Source organism: Paracoccus sp. SY (assembly GCF_002901215.1).
GTDB lineage: Bacteria > Pseudomonadota > Alphaproteobacteria > Rhodobacterales > Rhodobacteraceae > Paracoccus > Paracoccus acridae.
Map to the genome: position 1 here is coordinate 50,472 of NZ_NWMQ01000015.1, position 17,851 is coordinate 68,322.

Here is a 17,851-nt window from a genome sequence, read left to right on the forward strand (position 1 = left end):
CTGCCCGTTCCGACCGGTCGGGGCGCTTTGTGACTTCAGCGCATTTCCTTGACCGGCGTGACACCAAGGATAGCAAGACCACTTGAAATAACAACGCCAACTGCGCGAACCAGCGCAATTTTTGCCTGGGACGTGGCAGGATCGCCATCCTGCACGAAGCGCAACGACAGGTCGTCATTGCCGCGGTTCCATAGCGAATGCAGGTCAGAGGCGATTTCATACAGGAAAAACGCAACCCGGTGGGGTTCGTGGGCGCGGGCCGCATGTTCGACAAGCCGGGGCCATTCGGCAACTTTCCGCGCCAGATCCAGTTCCGCCGGATGCGACAGCCGGGTCAGATCCGCGGAAGCCAAGACCGAATCACTGACGTCGATGCCTGATTCGGTCGCCCGGCGCAGCACCGAATGAACCCGCGCGCTGGCATACTGGACATACCAGACGGGGTTGTCCTTGGACTGTTCCAGCACCTTGGCAAAGTCGAAGTCCAGGGCCGCGTCGTTCTTGCGCGTCAGCATGATGAAGCGGGTGACATCCGCGCCCGCTTCCTCGACCACGTCGCGCAGGGTGACGAATGTGCCCGCGCGCTTGGACATCTTGAACGGCTCGCCGTTCTTGAACAGCTTGACCAGCTGGATCAGCTTGATGTCCAGCGGCACGCGCCCGTTCGACAGCGCCTTGACCGCCGCGTTCATGCGCTTGACATAGCCGCCGTGATCGGCGCCGAAGACGTCGATCAACTGATCAAAGCCCCGGTGGATCTTGTCCCAGTGATAGGCGATGTCGGGCGCGAAATAGGTCCAGGCCCCGTCCGACTTCTGGATGGGCCGGTCCACGTCGTCGCCATGGGCGGTGGACCGGAACAAAAGCTGCTCGCGCTCCTCCCAATCCTCGGGCAGCTTGCCCTTGGGCGGTTCCAGCACGCCGCGATAGATCAGGTCCAGCGACCGCAGCCGCTCGATCGCGGCCTCGATCTTGCCGGTGCCGTACAGCGCCTTTTCGCTGGAATAAACATCCATGCGCACGCCAAGCGCCGCCAGATCCTCGCGGATCATCGCCATCATCGCCAGGGTCGCGAAATCGCGCACCTCGGCCAGCCAGTCGGCTTCGGGCCTGTCCAGCAGGCTGGCGCCGTATTTCTGCTTCAGCGCCTCGCCCACGGGGATCAGATAGTCGCCGGGATAAAGCCCTTCGCGGATTTCCGGCTCCAGCCCGTTGGCCTCGCGATAGCGTTCATAGGCGGAACGGGCCAGCACATCGACCTGCGCACCGCCGTCGTTGATATAGTATTCGCGCGTCACATCGTGGCCCGAAAAGGCCAGCAGGTTCGCAAGCGCGTCGCCGAAGACCGCGCCCCGGACATGGCCCACATGCATCGGGCCGGTGGGATTGGCGCTGACGAATTCCACGTTGACCTTTTGCCCCGCCCCGATGTCGGAACGCCCGAAATCAGCGCCTTCGCGGAGGGCGGTCGCCACCACCCCCTGCCAGACGGCGGGGGACAGGCGCAGGTTCAGGAAGCCCGGCCCCGCGACCTCGGCCGCCGCTATGCGCGGGTCGGTCAGGCGGGCCGCCAGCCTGTCGGCGATCTCTCGCGGCTTCATGCCGGCTGGCTTGGCCAGCACCATCGCGGCATTGGTGGCCATGTCGCCATGGGCGGGATCGCGCGGGGGTTCCACGGCCACATTGGCGAAATCCAGGCCCTGCGGCAGCTCGCCCGCCTGCGTCATCTGCTCCAGCGCGGCCAGAACGACGCCGCGCAGATCGGTGAATAGGTTCATCATCGCTTTCCTGACTGTCCCGCGCGGGTTACCGCCTGGGGCGGGTCCTGGTCAACACAAAGCCCGAAAACCTGCATTTTTCGCAACGTTTCCGGGCCGAAACATTGACGTTGCGGTCCACTTGGTCTAAGTCCCTGCATGGCTCCGCATCCGGCGGGCCGACTGAAGGGGCGTGCGAGTCTTGCGTCCCATTGCAGGCCGCACCAGCCATCCGGGCAACGCGGCAATGGAACGCATCGCGCCGGACATGTGGCGCACAAGTCTTGGAAAGCCCTGAATGACCAAATTCTCTGACCTGAAGCTTGACCCCAATGTGCTGAAAGCCATTGCAGAAGCCGGGTATGAAACGCCGACGCCGATCCAGGCCGGCGCCATTCCGCCCGCGCTGGAAGGCCGCGACGTGCTGGGCATCGCGCAGACCGGCACCGGCAAGACCGCAAGCTTCACCCTGCCCATGATCACGCTGCTGGGCCGTGGCCGCGCCCGCGCCCGGATGCCCCGGTCGCTGGTCCTGTGCCCCACGCGCGAACTGGCGGCCCAGGTTGCCGAAAACTTCGACACCTATGCGAAACACACCCGCCTGACCAAGGCGCTGCTGATCGGCGGCGTATCCTTCGGCGAACAGGACAAGCTGATCGACCGCGGCGTGGACGTGCTGATCGCCACCCCCGGCCGGCTTCTGGATCATTTCGAACGCGGCAAGCTTCTGCTGACCGGCGTGCAGATCATGGTCGTGGACGAGGCCGACCGGATGCTGGACATGGGCTTCATCCCGGATATCGAACGGATCTTCCAGCTGACCCCCTTCACCCGCCAGACGCTGTTCTTCAGCGCCACCATGGCGCCCGAGATCGAGCGGATCACCGACACCTTCCTGCACGCCCCCGAGCGGATCGAGGTCGCGCGCCAGGCCACCACCAGCGAGACGATCACCCAGAAGCTGGTGGAACTGGCGCCCTCGCGCCGGGATCTGGCCGCCAAGCAGAAGCGCGACCTGCTGCGGGCCCTGATCGACGGCGAAGGCGAAAAGCTGACGAACGCGATCATCTTCTGCAACCGCAAGACCGACGTGGACATCGTCGCCAAGTCGCTGGCCAAGCACGGCTATGACGCGGCGCCCATCCATGGCGACCTGGACCAAAGCCACCGCACCCGCACGCTGGACAATTTCCGCGACGGCAAGCTGCGCCTGCTGGTGGCATCCGACGTGGCCGCACGCGGCCTGGACATTCCGGCCGTCAGCCATGTCTTCAACTACGACCTGCCCTCCCATGCCGAGGATTACGTCCACCGCATCGGCCGCACCGGCCGCGCCGGACGTCTGGGCAGCGCCTTCAGCATTGCCACTCCGGCGGACGACAAATACCTGTCGGCCATCGAAAATCTTGTGAAACAGACCCTGCCCCGCGCGCCGCTGCCAGAAGGATTCACCTTGTCCGAGACCGATCGCAATGCAGGACGCGAGGATCGTCGCAATGGCCGCGACAAGAACCGCGGCCGCGACAAACACCGGAACCGCGACGAGGAACGCCGCGAACCGCGTGAGGAACGCGCCGAAGCCCTGCGCGAGGAACCGCGCCGGGAAGAGCGCGACCGCCGGGACGACAAGCGTGAAGACCGTCGCGACGACCGCCGCGATCCCTCGCGCGATCGCCGGGGCCGTCGCGAGGATCATCGCGGCCCTGCCGTGATGGGCATGGGCGATCACGTTCCCGAATTCATGCTGGTCGAACTGCGCCCCGCGCTCGCCTCGCTCGCTGCCGAGCCGGAGGACCGCGCCGAGAAGCCGGTCGAGACAGCCGAGGCTGCACCTGCCCAGGCCGACAAGCCGCGCCGCGGCCGCAACCGCCGCAAGAAGGCCGAAGCGCGGCCCGACGCCGCAGCCTCCGTCGAAGCGGCAGCAGCCGGCTTGCCCGAAACAGAAGCCGCACCTGTCGAGGCAGTATCGGTCGAAATGGCCTCGGTTGAGGAAGCCCCGTCGGACGCCGATCCGGTCCAGGCCGCGCCGGCCAAAGTCATCGCGCCCGAAGCCGGGGCCGAGACGCCTGTCCCGGAAGCTCCGGTCACCGAAGACCCTGCTGCCGAGCCGGTGGCCGCCGAGGAAACGCCCAAGCCCAAGCGCACCCGCCGCAAGAAGGCCGAAGCCGAAGCCGCGCCGGAAGCCTCCGAACCCGTGGCCGAGCCTGCCGAGAAGCCCAAGCGCACCCGCCGCAAGAAGGCCGAGGATCCCGTGGAACCCGTGGCCGAGGAGGCCCCGAAGCCCAAGCGCACCCGTCGCAAGAAATCCGACGAGGCGCCTGCCGCGGAACCCCAGGCCAACGTCGAAGCGGACGCCTGACCGCCACCGATGCGCGTCCCGGTGCCACAAGGGCGGCTTCGGCGGCTTTGGGTTGACCTGGCGCTTGGCCTGATCGCGGCGTTTGGCCTGCAACCCTTTGGCATCTGGATCGCAACCCCATTGGCCTTGGCGCTGCTGGTGCGCCGCGCCGCAGGCCCAGGCAACGCCTTCTGGCCCCTGCTGGCAGGCGGAGTCGGCTGGTTCGGCCTGTCAATGGCCTGGATCGTCGAGCCCTTTCTGGTCGAGGCCGCGATCTATGGCTGGATGGCCCCTTTCGCGCTTGTCCTGATGGCCTTGGGCGGTGCGCTGTTCTGGGCAGTCCCCGCCGCCTTGGCCGCGCGTCTTGCAACCGGTGTTCCCCGCCGGGCCCTGGCCATTGCTTCGGCCCTGGTCTTATCGGACTGGTTGCGCGGCTGGATCTTCACCGGCCTGCCCTGGTCTCTGACAGGACATGTCTGGATCGACACGCCTGTGGCCCAAACCGCCGCCTGGACGGGGGCCATCGGCCTCAGCCTGATCACGCTGGCCCTTGCCGTGCTTCCCTCGCTGCTGCGCCTGCTGCCGGCCACGGCCTTGGCGCTGGCGCTGACGGGCGGCTTGTGGGGGGCGGGACTGGCACGGCTGGCGCAGCCCCTGCCCTCTGACAGGCCAACCATCCTCCGCATCGTCCAGCCGAATGCGGAACAGCACCTGAAATGGGACCCGAAATGGGCGGCGGTGTTCTTCCAGCGCCTGCTGGATCTGTCGGCGGAACCTGGCGCGCGCGATCTGGTCATTTGGCCCGAAACCGCCGTGAACTTCCTGCTGGAGGATGCAGGCCCGGTTCTGCCCGCCATGGCCCAGGCGGCAGGCGCGCCGCTGGTGATGGGCATCCAGCGGCGTGACGGCAGCCGCTTCTACAACAGTCTGGTTACGCTGAACCCGGACGCGACGGTGGGCCAGGTCTATGACAAGTTCCACCTCGTTCCGTTCGGCGAATACATCCCCTGGGGCGACGCGCTGGCTCAAGTCGGCATCACCGCCTTTGCGACGCAGCAGGGCAACGGCTATTCCGCAGGCCAAGGCCCGGCGATCATGTCGGCACCCGGTGCCCCCGATTTCCAGCCGCTGATCTGCTATGAGGCGATCTTTCCGCAACATCTGCGGGGCCTTGGCCAACGCCCCGAATGGCTGTTGCAGGCCACGAACGACGCCTGGTTCGGCCAGTTCTCCGGCCCCTACCAGCATCTGGCCCAGGCCCGGTTGCGCGCAATCGAATCCGGCCTGCCGCTGATCCGTGCGGCCAATACCGGCATCAGCGCGGTCATCGACCCGCATGGCCGCATCCGGCAGTCGCTGGGTTTGGGCGTTCAGGGCAAGATCGACGCGCCCCTGCCCGCCGCCCTGCCCGAAACGCCCTGGATGAAATGGGGCAACTCCCCTGCCGTCCTGATCGCGCTTCTCGCGCTCGCAGCCGCGCTTGTCCGCCGCAAGCCGGCCTGATCGCTTCTCCGTTGCAAAATACCCGCGGGGGAGTCCGAAGGACGGGGGCGGCAGCCCCCTGCCCGGTCAATCCTTGAAGAACCGGCTGTCCTTGACCTGGTCCCAGGCCCAGACGACCTCGGCCAGGCGATCCTCGTCGGACCGGTCGCCGCCGTTCATGTCGGGATGCAGATCCTTGACCAGGGACTTGTACTGCTTGCGGATCTCGGCGCGGGTCCAACTGTCCTTGGCTTCCAGGATGTCCAGGGCCTTGCGTTCGGTGGGCGGCAGCTTGCGGCTGGCCTTGGCGCGGGCCTCGGGCGCGGTGCCGTTGGCGCCCAGGATCTCCAAGGGGTCGCTGACGCCGTGTCGCGCCCATTTGTCTTCCTGCGCGGCACGGCCGAAGGGCTTGGTCGGACGTTCCCAGACGGTCGCGTTGTCGATGAACTGCTGGAACTCCTCCTCGGACTGGCCCTGGAAATAGTTCCAGTTCGCGTTGTATTCGCGGACGTGATCCTTGCAGAACCAGAAATAGTCATCGAGGTTGCGGGGGTTCTTGGGGGCCCGATACTGCCCCGGCTCGTCGCAGCCCTGCTTGTCGCAGGTGCGGGTCGATGTCTCGAAGGCGCCGGACATGCCGCGACGGCCCTTGTTCTTGCGTTTCTTGTCCTTCGCGGCCGAGATGTCGAAGCCGAAGGGGTCGTTCCTGCTCATTGGGGCACCTTTGCGACTCGGAGGCGGCAGTTTAGGGTTTTTGACGCGACATGAAAGGTCTTGACGGATGATTGCGGATGAAATGCGCGAAAGGCTTGCAGAGCTTGGCCCCACCCGGCTCGAAGTCATCGACGAAAGCGAAAGCCATCGGGGCCATGCCGGATACCGCGATGGCGGCCAGACCCATTTTCGCATCCGCATGGCCAGCCCCGCCTTCGCGGGCCTGGGCCGGGTGCAGCGGCACCGCCTTGTCCACCGCACCCTGGGCGACATCGTGGGGCGCATCCATGCCCTGGCGCTTGATCTGGCTGAGACCTAGGCGTTAGCGCCGACAGGCTTGCCGCTGCGGCGGGCGGGGCGTAAGACCCGTCCCAAGCTGTCGCAACGAGGGATGGACATGACCGCGCCCAAGGATTTCAACGACCGGATGCTTTCGCTGGGCTTGGCCCGCGTCAGCGAGGCTGCGGCCCATGCCTCGGCCCGGCTGATCGGGCGCGGCGACGAGAAGGCGGCCGACCAGGCCGCCGTCAACGCCATGCGCGACCAGTTGAACATGCTGGACATCAAGGGCGTCGTGGTCATCGGCGAGGGTGAGCGCGACGAGGCGCCGATGCTCTATATCGGCGAGGAAGTCGGCACCGGCGAAGGCCCCGAAGTGGACATTGCCCTGGATCCGCTTGAAGGCACCACGCTGACCGCCAAGGACATGCCGAACGCCCTGACCGTGATCGCCATGGCGCAACGCGGCACCCTGCTGCACGCGCCGGACGTGTACATGGAAAAGCTGGCCATCGGGCCGGGCTATCCGACCGACGTGGTCAGCCTGGACATGTCCCCGTCCGAACGCGTGCGCGCCCTGGCGCGCGCGCGTGGGGTCGAGGACAGCGACATCACCGTCTGCATCCTGGAGCGTCCCCGTCACGAGGATCTGGTGGCCGAGGTCCGGTCCACCGGCGCGGCGATCCGGCTGATCACCGACGGCGACGTGGCCGGCGTGATCCACTGCGCCGAGGCCGAGTTGACCGGCATCGACATGTACATGGGATCGGGCGGCGCCCCCGAGGGCGTGCTGGCGGCATCCGCGCTCAAATGCATGGGCGGGCAGATGTGGGGCAAGCTGTTGTTCCGCAACGACGACGAAAAGGGCCGCGCCCGCAAGGCCGGGATCACCGACCTGGACCGCATCTATTCGCGCGACGAACTGGTGACGGGCGACGTGATCTTTGCGGCGACCGGCGTGACGAACGGCTCCATCGTGGCGGGCGTCAAGCGCGAGCCGAACTATCTTCAGACCGAGACGATCCTGATGCGGTCGAAGACCGGATCGGTGCGGCGGATGATCTATCGCAACCCGATCAGGTAAGAGGGGCTTCGCCCCAGGGTATTTCGACAACGAAGAAGGTGCTGCCGTGACGTTTCTGGGAATCGAGCAATCGCTGACCAATCGGCGATGGGTCGGCCCGGACGGGACGGCGGATCGCCTGGCCGAGGGTCTGGCCCAGCGCACCGGCCTGCCCCTGGCGGTCGCGCGCGTCCTGGCCGAACGCGGGGTCGAGGCGGAAGGGGCCGAGGGTTTCCTGACGCCGCGCCTGCGCGACCTGTTGCCCGACCCGCTGTCCCTGCGCGACATGGGGGTTGCGGCGGACCGGCTGGTGGCGGCTGCCGTCAAGGGCGAACGCATCGCCATCTTTGCCGATTATGACGTCGACGGGGGCAGTTCGGCCGCCTTGCTGCTGGACTGGCTGCGCGGCCAGGGGCGTGACGCGACGCTCTATATCCCCGACCGCATCGACGAAGGCTATGGCCCGAACGCGCCCGCGATGGCGGCCCTTGCGGCCAGTCACGACCTCATCGTCTGCGTCGATTGCGGCACGCTGAGCCATGACGCCCTGGCCGCTGCGGCTGGCACGGACATCATTGTGCTGGATCACCACCTTGGCGGAGAGACGCTGCCCCCCGCGCTTGCGGTCGTGAACCCGAACCGCGCGGACGAGGACGGTTCGCTGGGCCACCTTTGCGCGGCAGGCGTGGTCTTCCTGACGCTGGTTCAGGCGGGCCGCGTCTTGCGCGCGCAGGGCCGGCCGGAACCCGACCTGATGGCGATGCTGGATCTGGTGGCCCTGGCGACCGTGGCCGATGTGGCGCCGCTGGTCGGCGTCAACCGTGCCTTTGTCCGGCAAGGTCTGGCGATCATGGCCCGCAGGCAGCGGCCCGGCCTTGTGGCGCTGTCCGACGTGGCGCGTCTTGACGGCCCGCCAAGCGCCTTTCACCTGGGCTTCCTGCTGGGGCCGCGCATCAATGCAGGCGGCCGCGTGGGCCGCGCCGATCTGGGCGCGCTGTGCCTGTCCTGCCGCGACCCGCGCGAGGCCGGGCGCCTGGCCGCCGAACTGGACATGCTGAACCGCGACCGCCGCGCCATCGAAGCCGCCGTGCGCGACGAAGCCCTGGCCCAGGTCGAGGCCCGTGGCGATGCCCGCCTGTCCTGGGCGGCGGGCCCCGGCTGGCATCCCGGCGTCGTCGGCATCGTGGCTGCGCGCGTGAAAGAGGCCACCGACCTGCCCTCGGTCGTGATCGGCGTGGAAAACGGCATCGGCAAGGGCAGCGCCCGGTCGGTTCCGGGCGTCGATCTGGGCCGGGCGATCCACCGGCTGGCTGACGAAGGCCTGCTCATCAAGGGCGGCGGTCACATGATGGCCGCCGGCCTGACCGTGGCCGAGGCGATGATCCCCGCGGCCATGGCCCGCCTGTCCGACCTGATCGCCGCCGATCTGGCGCAGCGGACAGGCGCGCGCGATCTGCGCATCTCGGGCCTGATGGAATGCACGGGGGCCACGCCCCAGATGTATCGCCGCCTGGAAGACGCAGGTCCCTTCGGGCAGGCTGCCCCCGCGCCGCGCTTCGCCTTTGCCGACCAGTTGATCGACAGCGCCTCGACCATGGGCGACAATCACCTGCGCTTGTCCTTCCGCAGCGCCGGCGGCCCTGCGCTGGAAGCCGTGGCATGGGGCGCCATGAACGGCCCGCTTGGCCCCGCGCTGATCGGCGCAAGGGGGCGGCGCTTCCATCTGGCGGGCAAGCTGGATCTGTCCACCTGGAACGGACGCGAACGGCTGCGCCTGCGGCTGGAGGATGCGGCCCCCGTGTGACCCCCTCTGGTCACCGCCCGGACCCGCCGCTAACCTGCGCGCGACACTGGCAAAGGGAACCGCGATGAAACTGACCTGGCTTGGACATTCCGGCTTTCGCCTGGAAATCGAGGATGCCGTGATCCTGATCGACCCCTGGATTTCCGGCAATCCGGTCTTCCCCGAGGACCGCCGGGCCGAGGCGATCCAGGGCGCCACCCATGTCCTTCTGACCCACGGCCATGGCGATCATTCCGGCGACACGCTGGCCATCGCCAAGGAGCTGAAGATCCCCGTCGCGGGCATCTATGACCTGGTCAGCCACTGGTCCACGCACCACGACATCGAAGGGATCGGCTTCAACAAGGGCGGCACGGTCGATCTTGGCGGGGCGTCGGTGACGATGGTGAACGCCAGCCATTCCAGTTCGCTGAATGGGGCCGACGGGCCGATCTATGCCGGGCACGAATCGGGCTACATGATCGCGGGCGAGGGGCATGTGATCTATGTCTCGGGCGATACTGACATCATGGCCGACATGGCCTGGATGGGCGAATACCACCAGCCCGACATCGGCATCCTGTGCGCGGGCGGGCACTTCACCATGGACATGAAGCGCGCGGCCTGGGCGGCCAGGAAGTATTTCGACTTCAAGACCGTGATCCCCTGCCATTACAAGACGTTCCCCTTGCTGGAACAATCCGCCCAAGAGCTGATCGACGGCCTGCCGGGCGTGCGCGTGATCGAACCCCAGATCATGAAGGCGATCGAGCTGTGAGCTTTCAGAAATTCGACGACCCTGCGGGCGATGCGGATCACCCGGCACGACTGGCCCAATTGCGCGCGCGGCTTGCGGCGGATGGGCTGGACGGCTTTATCGTGCCCCGCGCGGATGCGCACCAAGGCGAATATGTGGCCGATGCCGATGCGCGGCTGGCATGGCTGACCGGCTTCACCGGCAGCGCGGGCTTTGCCATCGTCACCGCCGACCGGGCAGGCGTCTTCATCGACGGACGCTATCGCGTGCAGGTCAAGGCGCAGGTGGACCCCCACCACTTCACGCCGGTGCCTTGGCCCGAAACCAAGCCCTCGGACTGGCTGCGCGCGGCCCTGCCCGCCGGCGGGCGCCTGGGCTTCGACCCCTGGCTGCACACCCGCCAGGAAATCGAGACGCTGGAAAAGGCGCTTGCCGACAGTGGCATCGGGCTGATCGCGGTGGATCACAATCCGCTGGATGCGAGCTGGACCGACCGACCTGCCCCGCCGGTGGGTCGGGCGCGCGCCCATGACGATGCCGTGGCAGGCGAGACGGCCGCCGAAAAGCGCGCCCGCCTGGCCGCGCAACTGCGCGAGGACGGCCAGGCCGCCGCCCTGCTGACCCTGCCGGACTCGATCTCGTGGCTGCTGAACATCCGGGGCAGCGACGTTCCCAAGAACCCGATCGTGCAATCCTTCGCCGTCCTGTCGGATGACGGCCATCTGGCGCTGTTCGCGGATCCCGCCAAGTTCGACGATGCCCTGCGCGCCCATCTGGGCAACCAGGTCGCGATCCTGCACCCCGAAGGGCTGTCGCCGGCGCTTCTGGACCTGGAAGGTCCGGTCCGCATCGACCCCGCCTCGGCCCCCGAGGCCGCCTTCCGCCTGCTGGAAAGCGCGAACACCCAGGTCGCCCGCGCGTCCGACCCGGCGGTCCTGCCCAAGGCCCGCAAGAACGCGGCCGAACTGGACGGGATGCGCGCCGCCCATCTGCGCGACGGGGTGGCGATGGTGCGGCTGCTGGCCTGGCTGGATACCCAGGAACCGGCCGACCTGACCGAAATCGCCGTGGTCGAGAAACTGGAAACCTTGCGCCGGGATGCGGGCATCACCGACATCAGCTTCGACACGATCTGCGGGGCGGGACCGAACGCCGCCCTTCCCCATTACCGCGTCACCCGCGCCACCAACCGCCGACTGGCGGCAGGCGAAGTCCTCCTGATCGATTCGGGCGGGCAATATCCCGACGGCACCACCGACATCACCCGCACCCTGCCCTTGGGCGATCCCCTGCCCGATGTCGTGGCGCCCTATACCGCCGTGCTGCGCGGCATGATCGCCATCAGCCGTGCGCGCTTTCCGCAGGGCGTGGCGGGTGCCCATATCGACGCCTTGGCGCGGCAATACCTGTGGTCGCAGGGCCAGGATTACGACCACGGCACCGGTCACGGCGTCGGCGCGGCGCTGTGCGTCCACGAAGGCCCGGTGCGCATCAGCCGCGTCAGCACCCTGCCCTTGGAAGAAGGCATGATCCTGTCCAACGAGCCGGGCTATTACCGCGAAGGCGCCTTCGGCATCCGCATCGAGAACCTGATCGTCGTCACCCCGGCCGAAGCCGAGCCGGGCCGCACCATGCTGGGCTTCGAGACCCTGACCCTGTGCCCCATCGACACAAGGCTGATCGACCTTGCGGCGCTGTCACGGGACGAGATCGCCTGGCTCGACGCCTATCACGCCCAGGTGCGTGACGCGCTGTCGCCGCATCTGGACACGCAGGACCGCGCTTGGCTGGACCGGGCAACTCGGCCGCTTGGCTCATCTTCTGTGTGACAATATCCTCTGGGGGTCCGGGGGGCGAAGAGCCCCCCGGCCACCGCGGGACGCAAATCATAATGCGTCCAGGATCCGCGCCGCCTCGTCCCGGCAAGGCGTCAGCGCCCCCCGATCCTCGCCCGGAAAGAACCGCGCGCGGACGGCGGTGGGCATCGGTGCGGGTTCCGCAATGACCACGCGCGGGCCGACGGATGCGGCTTCGGCCTGCCAGCTGCGGGCAAGCGCGATCTGGCCAGCCTTGGTCGCGCCGTAAGCGCCAAAGAACTTCTGTCCCGCACGGGGATCGTCGAAGAACAGCGCCGTCCCTTGCCGCGCGCGCAACAAAGGTTCCAGCAAGGCGATCAGCCCGCGCGTCACGTCCATGTTGACCAGAACCGATTTCGCCCAGTCCTTGCCATCCACATGCGGCGCAGGGGCCAGGGGCGCCGCGTGGACCGCCGCATGGGCCCACAGATCCAACCCGCCCCAGCGGCCCAGCACGGCTTCCGCCAACTGCTGCATCGCCGGCGCCTCGGCCACGTCCATGGGCGCAAGCGTCGCGCTGCCGCCCGCGCGGCGGATGCGGTCGTCCAGTTCCTCCAGCGCGCCCACCGTCCGGGCCACCGCCAGGACGTGATAGCCGCGCCCGGCCAGATCCTCGGCCAGGGCCGCGCCAAGGCCGCGCGAAGCGCCCGTCACCAATGCGATTTTCTGTGTCTCTGTCATGGCCGATCCCTTGCCACCGGCCCCGCGCCTTCGCAAGACCCGCCATGCAAAAGGGCCCCCGAAGGGGCCCCTGCGAAGCTGCGACCGATCAGCGCGCGCCGACCTCGATATAGTCGCGCTTGCCCTCGCCCACGTACAACTGGCGCGGGCGGCCGATCTTGGCCTGCGGATCGGCGATCATTTCCTTCCACTGCGCGACCCAGCCCACCGTGCGCGACAGCGCGAAGATCGGCGTGAACATCGAGGTGGGGAAGCCCATCGCCTCTAGGATGATGCCCGAATAGAAATCGACGTTGGGATAAAGCTTCTTCTCGATGAAGTACTCGTCCTCGAGCGCGATCTTTTCCAATTCCTTGGCGACCTGCAGCGTGGGGTTGTCGTGGATGCCCAGAAGCTCCAGCACCTCGTCGGCCGATTCCTTCATGACCTTCGCGCGCGGGTCGAAGTTCTTGTAGACCCGGTGGCCGAAGCCCATCAGCTTGAAGGGATCGGACTTGTCCTTCGCCCTGGCGATGTATTCCGGGATGCGGTCCACTGTGCCGATCTCGCGCAGCATCTCCAGGCAGGCCTGGTTCGCGCCGCCATGGGCCGGGCCCCACAGGCAGGCGATGCCGGCCGCGATGCAGGCAAAGGGATTGGCCCCCGACGACCCGGCCAGACGCACGGTCGAGGTCGAGGCATTCTGTTCGTGATCGGCGTGCAGGGTGAAGATGCGGTCCATGGCGCGGGCCAGGGCCGGATCGACATGATATTTCTCGGCCGGGACCGAGAAGCACATGTGCAGGAAGTTGCTGGCGTAATCCAGTTCGTTCTGCGGATACACGAAAGGCTGGCCGATCGAGTATTTATAGGCCATGGCCGCGATGGTGGGCACCTTGGCGATCAGCCGGATCGCCGCGACCTCGCGCTGCCAGGGATCGTTGATGTCGGTCGAATCGTGATAGAAGGCCGACATCGCGCCGATTACGCCCACCATGGTCGCCATGGGATGCGCGTCGCGGCGGAAGCCCCGGAAGAAGTTGTGCATCTGTTCGTGAACCATCGTGTGACGGGTCACGCGACGTTCGAAATCCACCATCTGCTCGGCCGTCGGCAGTTCGCCGTACAGCAGCAGATAGCAGACCTCCAGATAATGGGACTGGGCCGCCAACTGCTCGATCGGATAGCCGCGATACCACAACTCGCCCTTGTCGCCATCGATGAAGGTGATGGTCGAATCGCAGCTTGCGGTCGAGGTGAAGCCGGGGTCATAGGTGAACACGTCCGCCTGCCCATACAGCTTGCGGATGTCCAGGACATCCGGCCCCTGCGTCGGGCGAAGGATCGGAAGCTCGTATTCGGAGTCGTTGATCTTGAGTGTGGCGTTCGTCGCGTCGGCCATCCAAGGCGTCCTTTCCGGCTGGGCCGGGCCGACCTTCGATTGAACGGGGGACGACCCTGGCATGTAAGGGCAGGCCTTCAGCCTGCCAAATCCGTCTGGTCCTGCAACCGGGCCAGCGATTCCTCGCGGCCTAGCGCCGTCATCATGTCAAACACACTGGGGGTCGTCGTGCGGCCAGCCAAGGCTGCCCGCAAGGGTGCCGCAAGCTTGCCCAGGCCCACGCCGTTCTCCTCGGCAACCTGCTTGGCCGCCTGCTCCAGTTCGTCTCGGGTCCAGCTAACATGCTGCACTGCGGCAGTCAACGCGGACAGCATACCACGGGATACCGAATCCAGAGACTTTGATGCTTTTTCATCCGGTTCCACGGGCCGATCGATCAGGGCGAAGCGGGCCTGATCCAGCAGTTGCGGCAGGGTCCTGGCCTTTTCCTTCAGGGCCGGCAACGCCGCCGTGATCCGGTTCCGCTGTTGCGGGGTCAGGGGCGCGGCGTCCGTGTCGGCCAGGAATTGATCCAGAACCAACAGCAGGTCGTCGTCCGCCATGGTGCCGATATGATGGCCGCTGACATGTTCCAGCTTCTTGAAATCCAGCCGGGCCGGCGCGCGGTTGATCCCGGACAGGTCGAACCATTCCCGCGCCTGGGCGTCGTCGAACAGCTCGTCATCGCCATGGCTCCAGCCCAGGCGGGCCAGATAGTTGCGCATCGCCGCCGGAGGATAACCCAGGGCCGCGAATTCGTGCAGGCCCACGGCGCCGTGACGCTTGGACAGCTTCTTGCCGTCCTCGCCATGGATCAGCGGGATATGGGCAAAGACCGGGCGCGGCCAACCCATCGCATCGAAGATCTGGACCTGGCGGAAGGTGTTGGTCAGGTGATCGTCACCCCGGATCACATGGGTCACGCCCATGTCGTGGTCATCCACCACCACCGCCAGCATATAGGTGGGCGTTCCATCGCTGCGCAGGATGATCATGTCGTCCAGTTGGTCGTTGCCTACGCGGACCGTGCCCTGCACCGCGTCCTCGATCACCGTTTCCCCGTCGCGGGGTGCGCGCAGGCGGATGGCATGGGGCGCATCCGGCAGGTCCGTCGCGTCGCGCCAGGGGCTCTGGAAGGACTGGCGCGGGTTCGCCTCGCGCCACTGGGCGATCTCCTCGGGGGTCGAGAAGCATTTGTAGGCGGTGCCCGCCGCCAGCATCTGCCGGGCCACCTCGGCATGGCGATCCTTGCGCTGGAACTGGCTGACCGGTTCGCCGTCCCAGTCCAGGCCCAGCCAGGCCAGGCCCTTCAGGATCGCCTCGGTCGCCTCGGGCGTGGACCGGGCGCGGTCGGTATCCTCGATCCGCAGCAGGAACTTGCCGCCCCGGCCCCGCGCGTAAAGCCAGTTGAACAGCGCCGTCCGCGCGCCGCCGATATGCAGATAGCCGGTCGGCGAAGGGGCAAAACGGGTGACGACGGGGCGGTCTGCGGGTGTGTCGGACATGGCGGCCTTCCTCGGGTCGGTGCGGGCATTAACGCTTTGGTAAGCTGTCCATGCCATCGTTGCCGCAGGAATAGAGAAGCCAGTGCGAAAGGACAAGAATGGCCGCCCAGGGCGACATGACGGCGCTGCCGGGCTTTTCGGGCACGCGGGCGGCCTCGCGGCACGCGACCGTGCGGCCTGCGCGCATGGGGGCCACGTTGCGCGCCGGGCTGTTCGCCTGGGTCCCGGTCTGCCTGGCCGCCGGGATCGCGCTGTGGTTCGCCCTGCCCGCCGCGCCCGGTCGCGGAACATGGTTCACCCTGGGATGTCTGGCCGCTCTGGCATTTGCCGGGGGACGGCTTGCCCTGCCCTGGGCCGAACGGGGGCGCATCGGCTGGGCCTTGGCCGACGGGCTGCGGATCGGCACCGCGGCGGCGCTGCTGGTCATCGCGGGCTTCGGCCTGATCGGGTTGCGATCCGCCATGGTCGCCGCCCCGATCATGGAATGGCGTTATTACGGCCCGGTCGAGGGGCGGCTGGTCGAAATCGACCGTTCGGCCCGCGACCGGATCCGCATCACGCTGGACCGCGTGGTGCTGCGCGACACCGCGCCCGACCGCACCCCCGACAAGGTGCGGCTGTCGCTGATGGACCAGACCGACCCGCTGCCGCCCCTGGGCCAGCGGGTCATGCTGACCGGCCATCTTGGCCCGCCCCCTGCCCCGGCATCCCCCGGCAGCTTCGATTTCCGCTGGCTTGCCTGGTTCGAAAGCCTGGGCGCCGTAGGATATACCCGCACCCCCATCCTGACGGTCGAACCGGCCGAGGGGGGCATGTGGGCCATGCACCGTGCCCGCCTGGCGATCAGCCGGGCCATTCAGGACGGCATCGGCGGGCAGGAAGGCGCGGTCGCATCGGCCCTGATGACCGGCGACCGGTCCGGGATTGAGGAAGCCACGAACGAGGTCATGCGGGCCTCGAACCTGTACCACATCATCTCGATTTCCGGCCTGCACATGTCCATGCTGGCGGGCTTCGTCTATACCGCGCTGCGCATGGCCCTGGTGCTGGCGCAGGGCCTGGGCGCGCCCCTGCCGCAGGCGGTCCACAAGATCGCGGCGATGGGCGCTCTGCTGGCGTCGGCCGCCTATCTGTGGCTGTCGGGCGGTGGCGTCGCCACGGAACGCGCCTTTGTCATGGTTGCGGTGATGCTGCTGGCGATCATGGCCGACCGGCGCGCCATTTCCCTGCGCACCATCGCCCTGGCCGCGACCATCATCTTGATCTATTCGCCCGAGGCCGTAACCCATCCCGGCTTCCAGATGAGCTTTGCGGCCACCGTCGCGCTGATCCTGTCCGCCGGGCCGTGGTCGCGCATTTCGCCGCATGTGCCCTTCTGGCTGCGGCCGGTGGCGATGCTGATCGTGTCGTCACTGGTGGCATCCATCGCAACCTCGCCCCTGGCTGCGGCGCATTTCAACAGGATGGCGCAATACGGCCTGCTGGCGAACCTGCTGGTCGTCCCGGTCATGGGCGCCCTGGTGATGCCTGCCGGCGTAATCGGCGCGCTGCTGGCCCCGGTGGGCCTGGCAGGGCCGGCGCTGTGGGTCATGGGCCTGGGCACCCGCTGGATGCTGTGGGTGGCGGACTGGGTGGCGGGCCTGGGCGGTGCGGTGACGGCCCTGCCGCTGCCGCCCGCGCCGGTGATTCCGCTGATGTGCTTCGGGGCGACGCTCGCGGTGCTGTGTTGGCGCGAAGGCCCGACCGCGCGGCGGCCCGGCCTGCTGGGCTGTGGCTTTCTTGCAGGCATCGCGATGCTCGCGGCATCCACCGCGATCTGGCTGACGGCCAGCCGCCCCTTGGTTCTGATCGCGCCCGAGGGCGAGGCGGTGGGGCTGATGACCATGACGGGCCGTGCGGTGTCCAAGCCCTTGGGCGGGGCCTTCGTGGTCAGCACCTGGCTGCAGGAAGACGGCGACATGGCCACGCAGGAGGAATCCGCCGCCCGCCCTGCCTGGCAGGGCGACAAGCGCGACCGGATGGCCGCGCTGCCGCAGGGTTGGGAAATCTGGCACTTCACCGGAAAGGGTGCGGCCGACCGCGCGCCAGCCGCCTGCCAGGCGAAACGGATCGTGGTCCTGTCGGAAAAGCTTCCCACGCGCGCCGACTGGCCCTGCGTGATGCTGGACCTGGGGCGCCTGCGGATCACGGGCGCCGTGACGGTCGAAATGGGCGACCAAGGCCCCGTCCTACGCGGCGTGAACCAGATGCTGCGCAATCCGGGCTGACGCCGGGCC

General features: G+C 67.6%; 12 protein-coding genes and 1 pseudogene. 8 read left to right on the forward strand and 5 right to left on the reverse strand.

Annotated elements, in window-relative coordinates:
- Positions 1-35 precede the first annotated feature (35 nt).
- Positions 36-1,778, reverse strand: coding sequence for an arginine--tRNA ligase (gene argS, locus CK944_RS12895; protein WP_103173496.1), 1,743 nt, complete (start codon positions 1,776-1,778; stop codon positions 36-38).
- Positions 1,779-2,055: 277 nt separating this feature from the next.
- On the opposite strand from argS, the pseudogene CK944_RS12900 reads away from it, so the two are divergent.
- Both CK944_RS12900 and lnt read left to right on the forward strand, forming a co-directional pair.
- Positions 2,056-3,582: pseudogene (locus tag CK944_RS12900) on the forward strand (DEAD/DEAH box helicase); the annotation flags it as partial.
- Positions 3,583-4,125: 543 nt separating this feature from the next.
- Positions 4,126-5,598, forward strand: a complete 1,473-nt coding sequence (gene lnt, locus CK944_RS12905; RefSeq protein WP_103173470.1) for an apolipoprotein N-acyltransferase — start codon at positions 4,126-4,128, stop codon at positions 5,596-5,598.
- 66 nt (positions 5,599-5,664) lie between these two features.
- On the opposite strand, the gene CK944_RS12910 is transcribed toward lnt, so the two are convergent.
- Positions 5,665-6,291 (reverse strand): J domain-containing protein, encoded by a 627-nt coding sequence (locus CK944_RS12910; RefSeq protein WP_103173471.1) that lies wholly within the window; start codon positions 6,289-6,291, stop codon positions 5,665-5,667.
- 67 nt (positions 6,292-6,358) lie between these two features.
- On the opposite strand from CK944_RS12910, the gene CK944_RS12915 reads away from it, so the two are divergent.
- The 5 genes from CK944_RS12915 to CK944_RS12935 all read left to right on the forward strand — a co-directional run bounded on the left by CK944_RS12915 (position 6,359) and on the right by CK944_RS12935 (position 12,002).
- Positions 6,359-6,610 (forward strand): BolA family transcriptional regulator, encoded by a 252-nt coding sequence (locus CK944_RS12915; protein WP_103173472.1) that lies wholly within the window; start codon positions 6,359-6,361, stop codon positions 6,608-6,610.
- A 78-nt stretch (positions 6,611-6,688) separates the two neighbouring features.
- Positions 6,689-7,654 carry a class II fructose-bisphosphatase gene (glpX, locus tag CK944_RS12920; protein ID WP_103173497.1) on the forward strand — a complete coding sequence of 322 codons (966 nt, stop codon included), beginning with the start codon at positions 6,689-6,691 and terminating at the stop codon, positions 7,652-7,654.
- Positions 7,655-7,700: 46 nt separating this feature from the next.
- Positions 7,701-9,437, forward strand: coding sequence for a single-stranded-DNA-specific exonuclease RecJ (gene recJ / locus CK944_RS12925; protein ID WP_103173473.1), 1,737 nt, complete (start codon positions 7,701-7,703; stop codon positions 9,435-9,437).
- Positions 9,438-9,501: 64 nt separating this feature from the next.
- Positions 9,502-10,194, forward strand: a complete 693-nt coding sequence (locus tag CK944_RS12930) for a metal-dependent hydrolase (protein WP_103173474.1) — start codon at positions 9,502-9,504, stop codon at positions 10,192-10,194.
- Positions 10,191-12,002: an aminopeptidase P family protein gene (locus CK944_RS12935; protein WP_103173475.1), complete on the forward strand. Its 1,812-nt coding sequence runs from the start codon at positions 10,191-10,193 to the stop codon at positions 12,000-12,002. Before CK944_RS12930 ends, CK944_RS12935 begins: the two co-directional genes overlap by 4 nt.
- Before the next feature lie 57 nt (positions 12,003-12,059).
- On the opposite strand, the gene CK944_RS12940 is transcribed toward CK944_RS12935, so the two are convergent.
- The 3 genes from CK944_RS12940 to gltX all read right to left on the reverse strand — a co-directional run bounded on the left by CK944_RS12940 (position 12,060) and on the right by gltX (position 15,575).
- Positions 12,060-12,710 (reverse strand): SDR family oxidoreductase, encoded by a 651-nt coding sequence (locus CK944_RS12940; protein ID WP_103173476.1) that lies wholly within the window; start codon positions 12,708-12,710, stop codon positions 12,060-12,062.
- An 88-nt stretch (positions 12,711-12,798) separates the two neighbouring features.
- The gene (gltA, locus tag CK944_RS12945; protein ID WP_103173477.1) at positions 12,799-14,091 is read right to left on the reverse strand and encodes a citrate synthase; all 1,293 of its coding nucleotides are present in this window, start codon (positions 14,089-14,091) and stop codon (positions 12,799-12,801) included.
- 77 nt (positions 14,092-14,168) lie between these two features.
- The gene (gene gltX / locus CK944_RS12950) at positions 14,169-15,575 is read right to left on the reverse strand and encodes a glutamate--tRNA ligase (RefSeq protein WP_103173478.1); all 1,407 of its coding nucleotides are present in this window, start codon (positions 15,573-15,575) and stop codon (positions 14,169-14,171) included.
- Positions 15,576-15,673: 98 nt separating this feature from the next.
- On the opposite strand from gltX, the gene CK944_RS12955 reads away from it, so the two are divergent.
- A complete protein-coding gene (locus tag CK944_RS12955) occupies positions 15,674-17,842 on the forward strand; it encodes a ComEC/Rec2 family competence protein (RefSeq protein WP_239986063.1) in 2,169 nt (722 codons plus the stop codon).
- Positions 17,843-17,851: the final 9 nt, after the last annotated feature.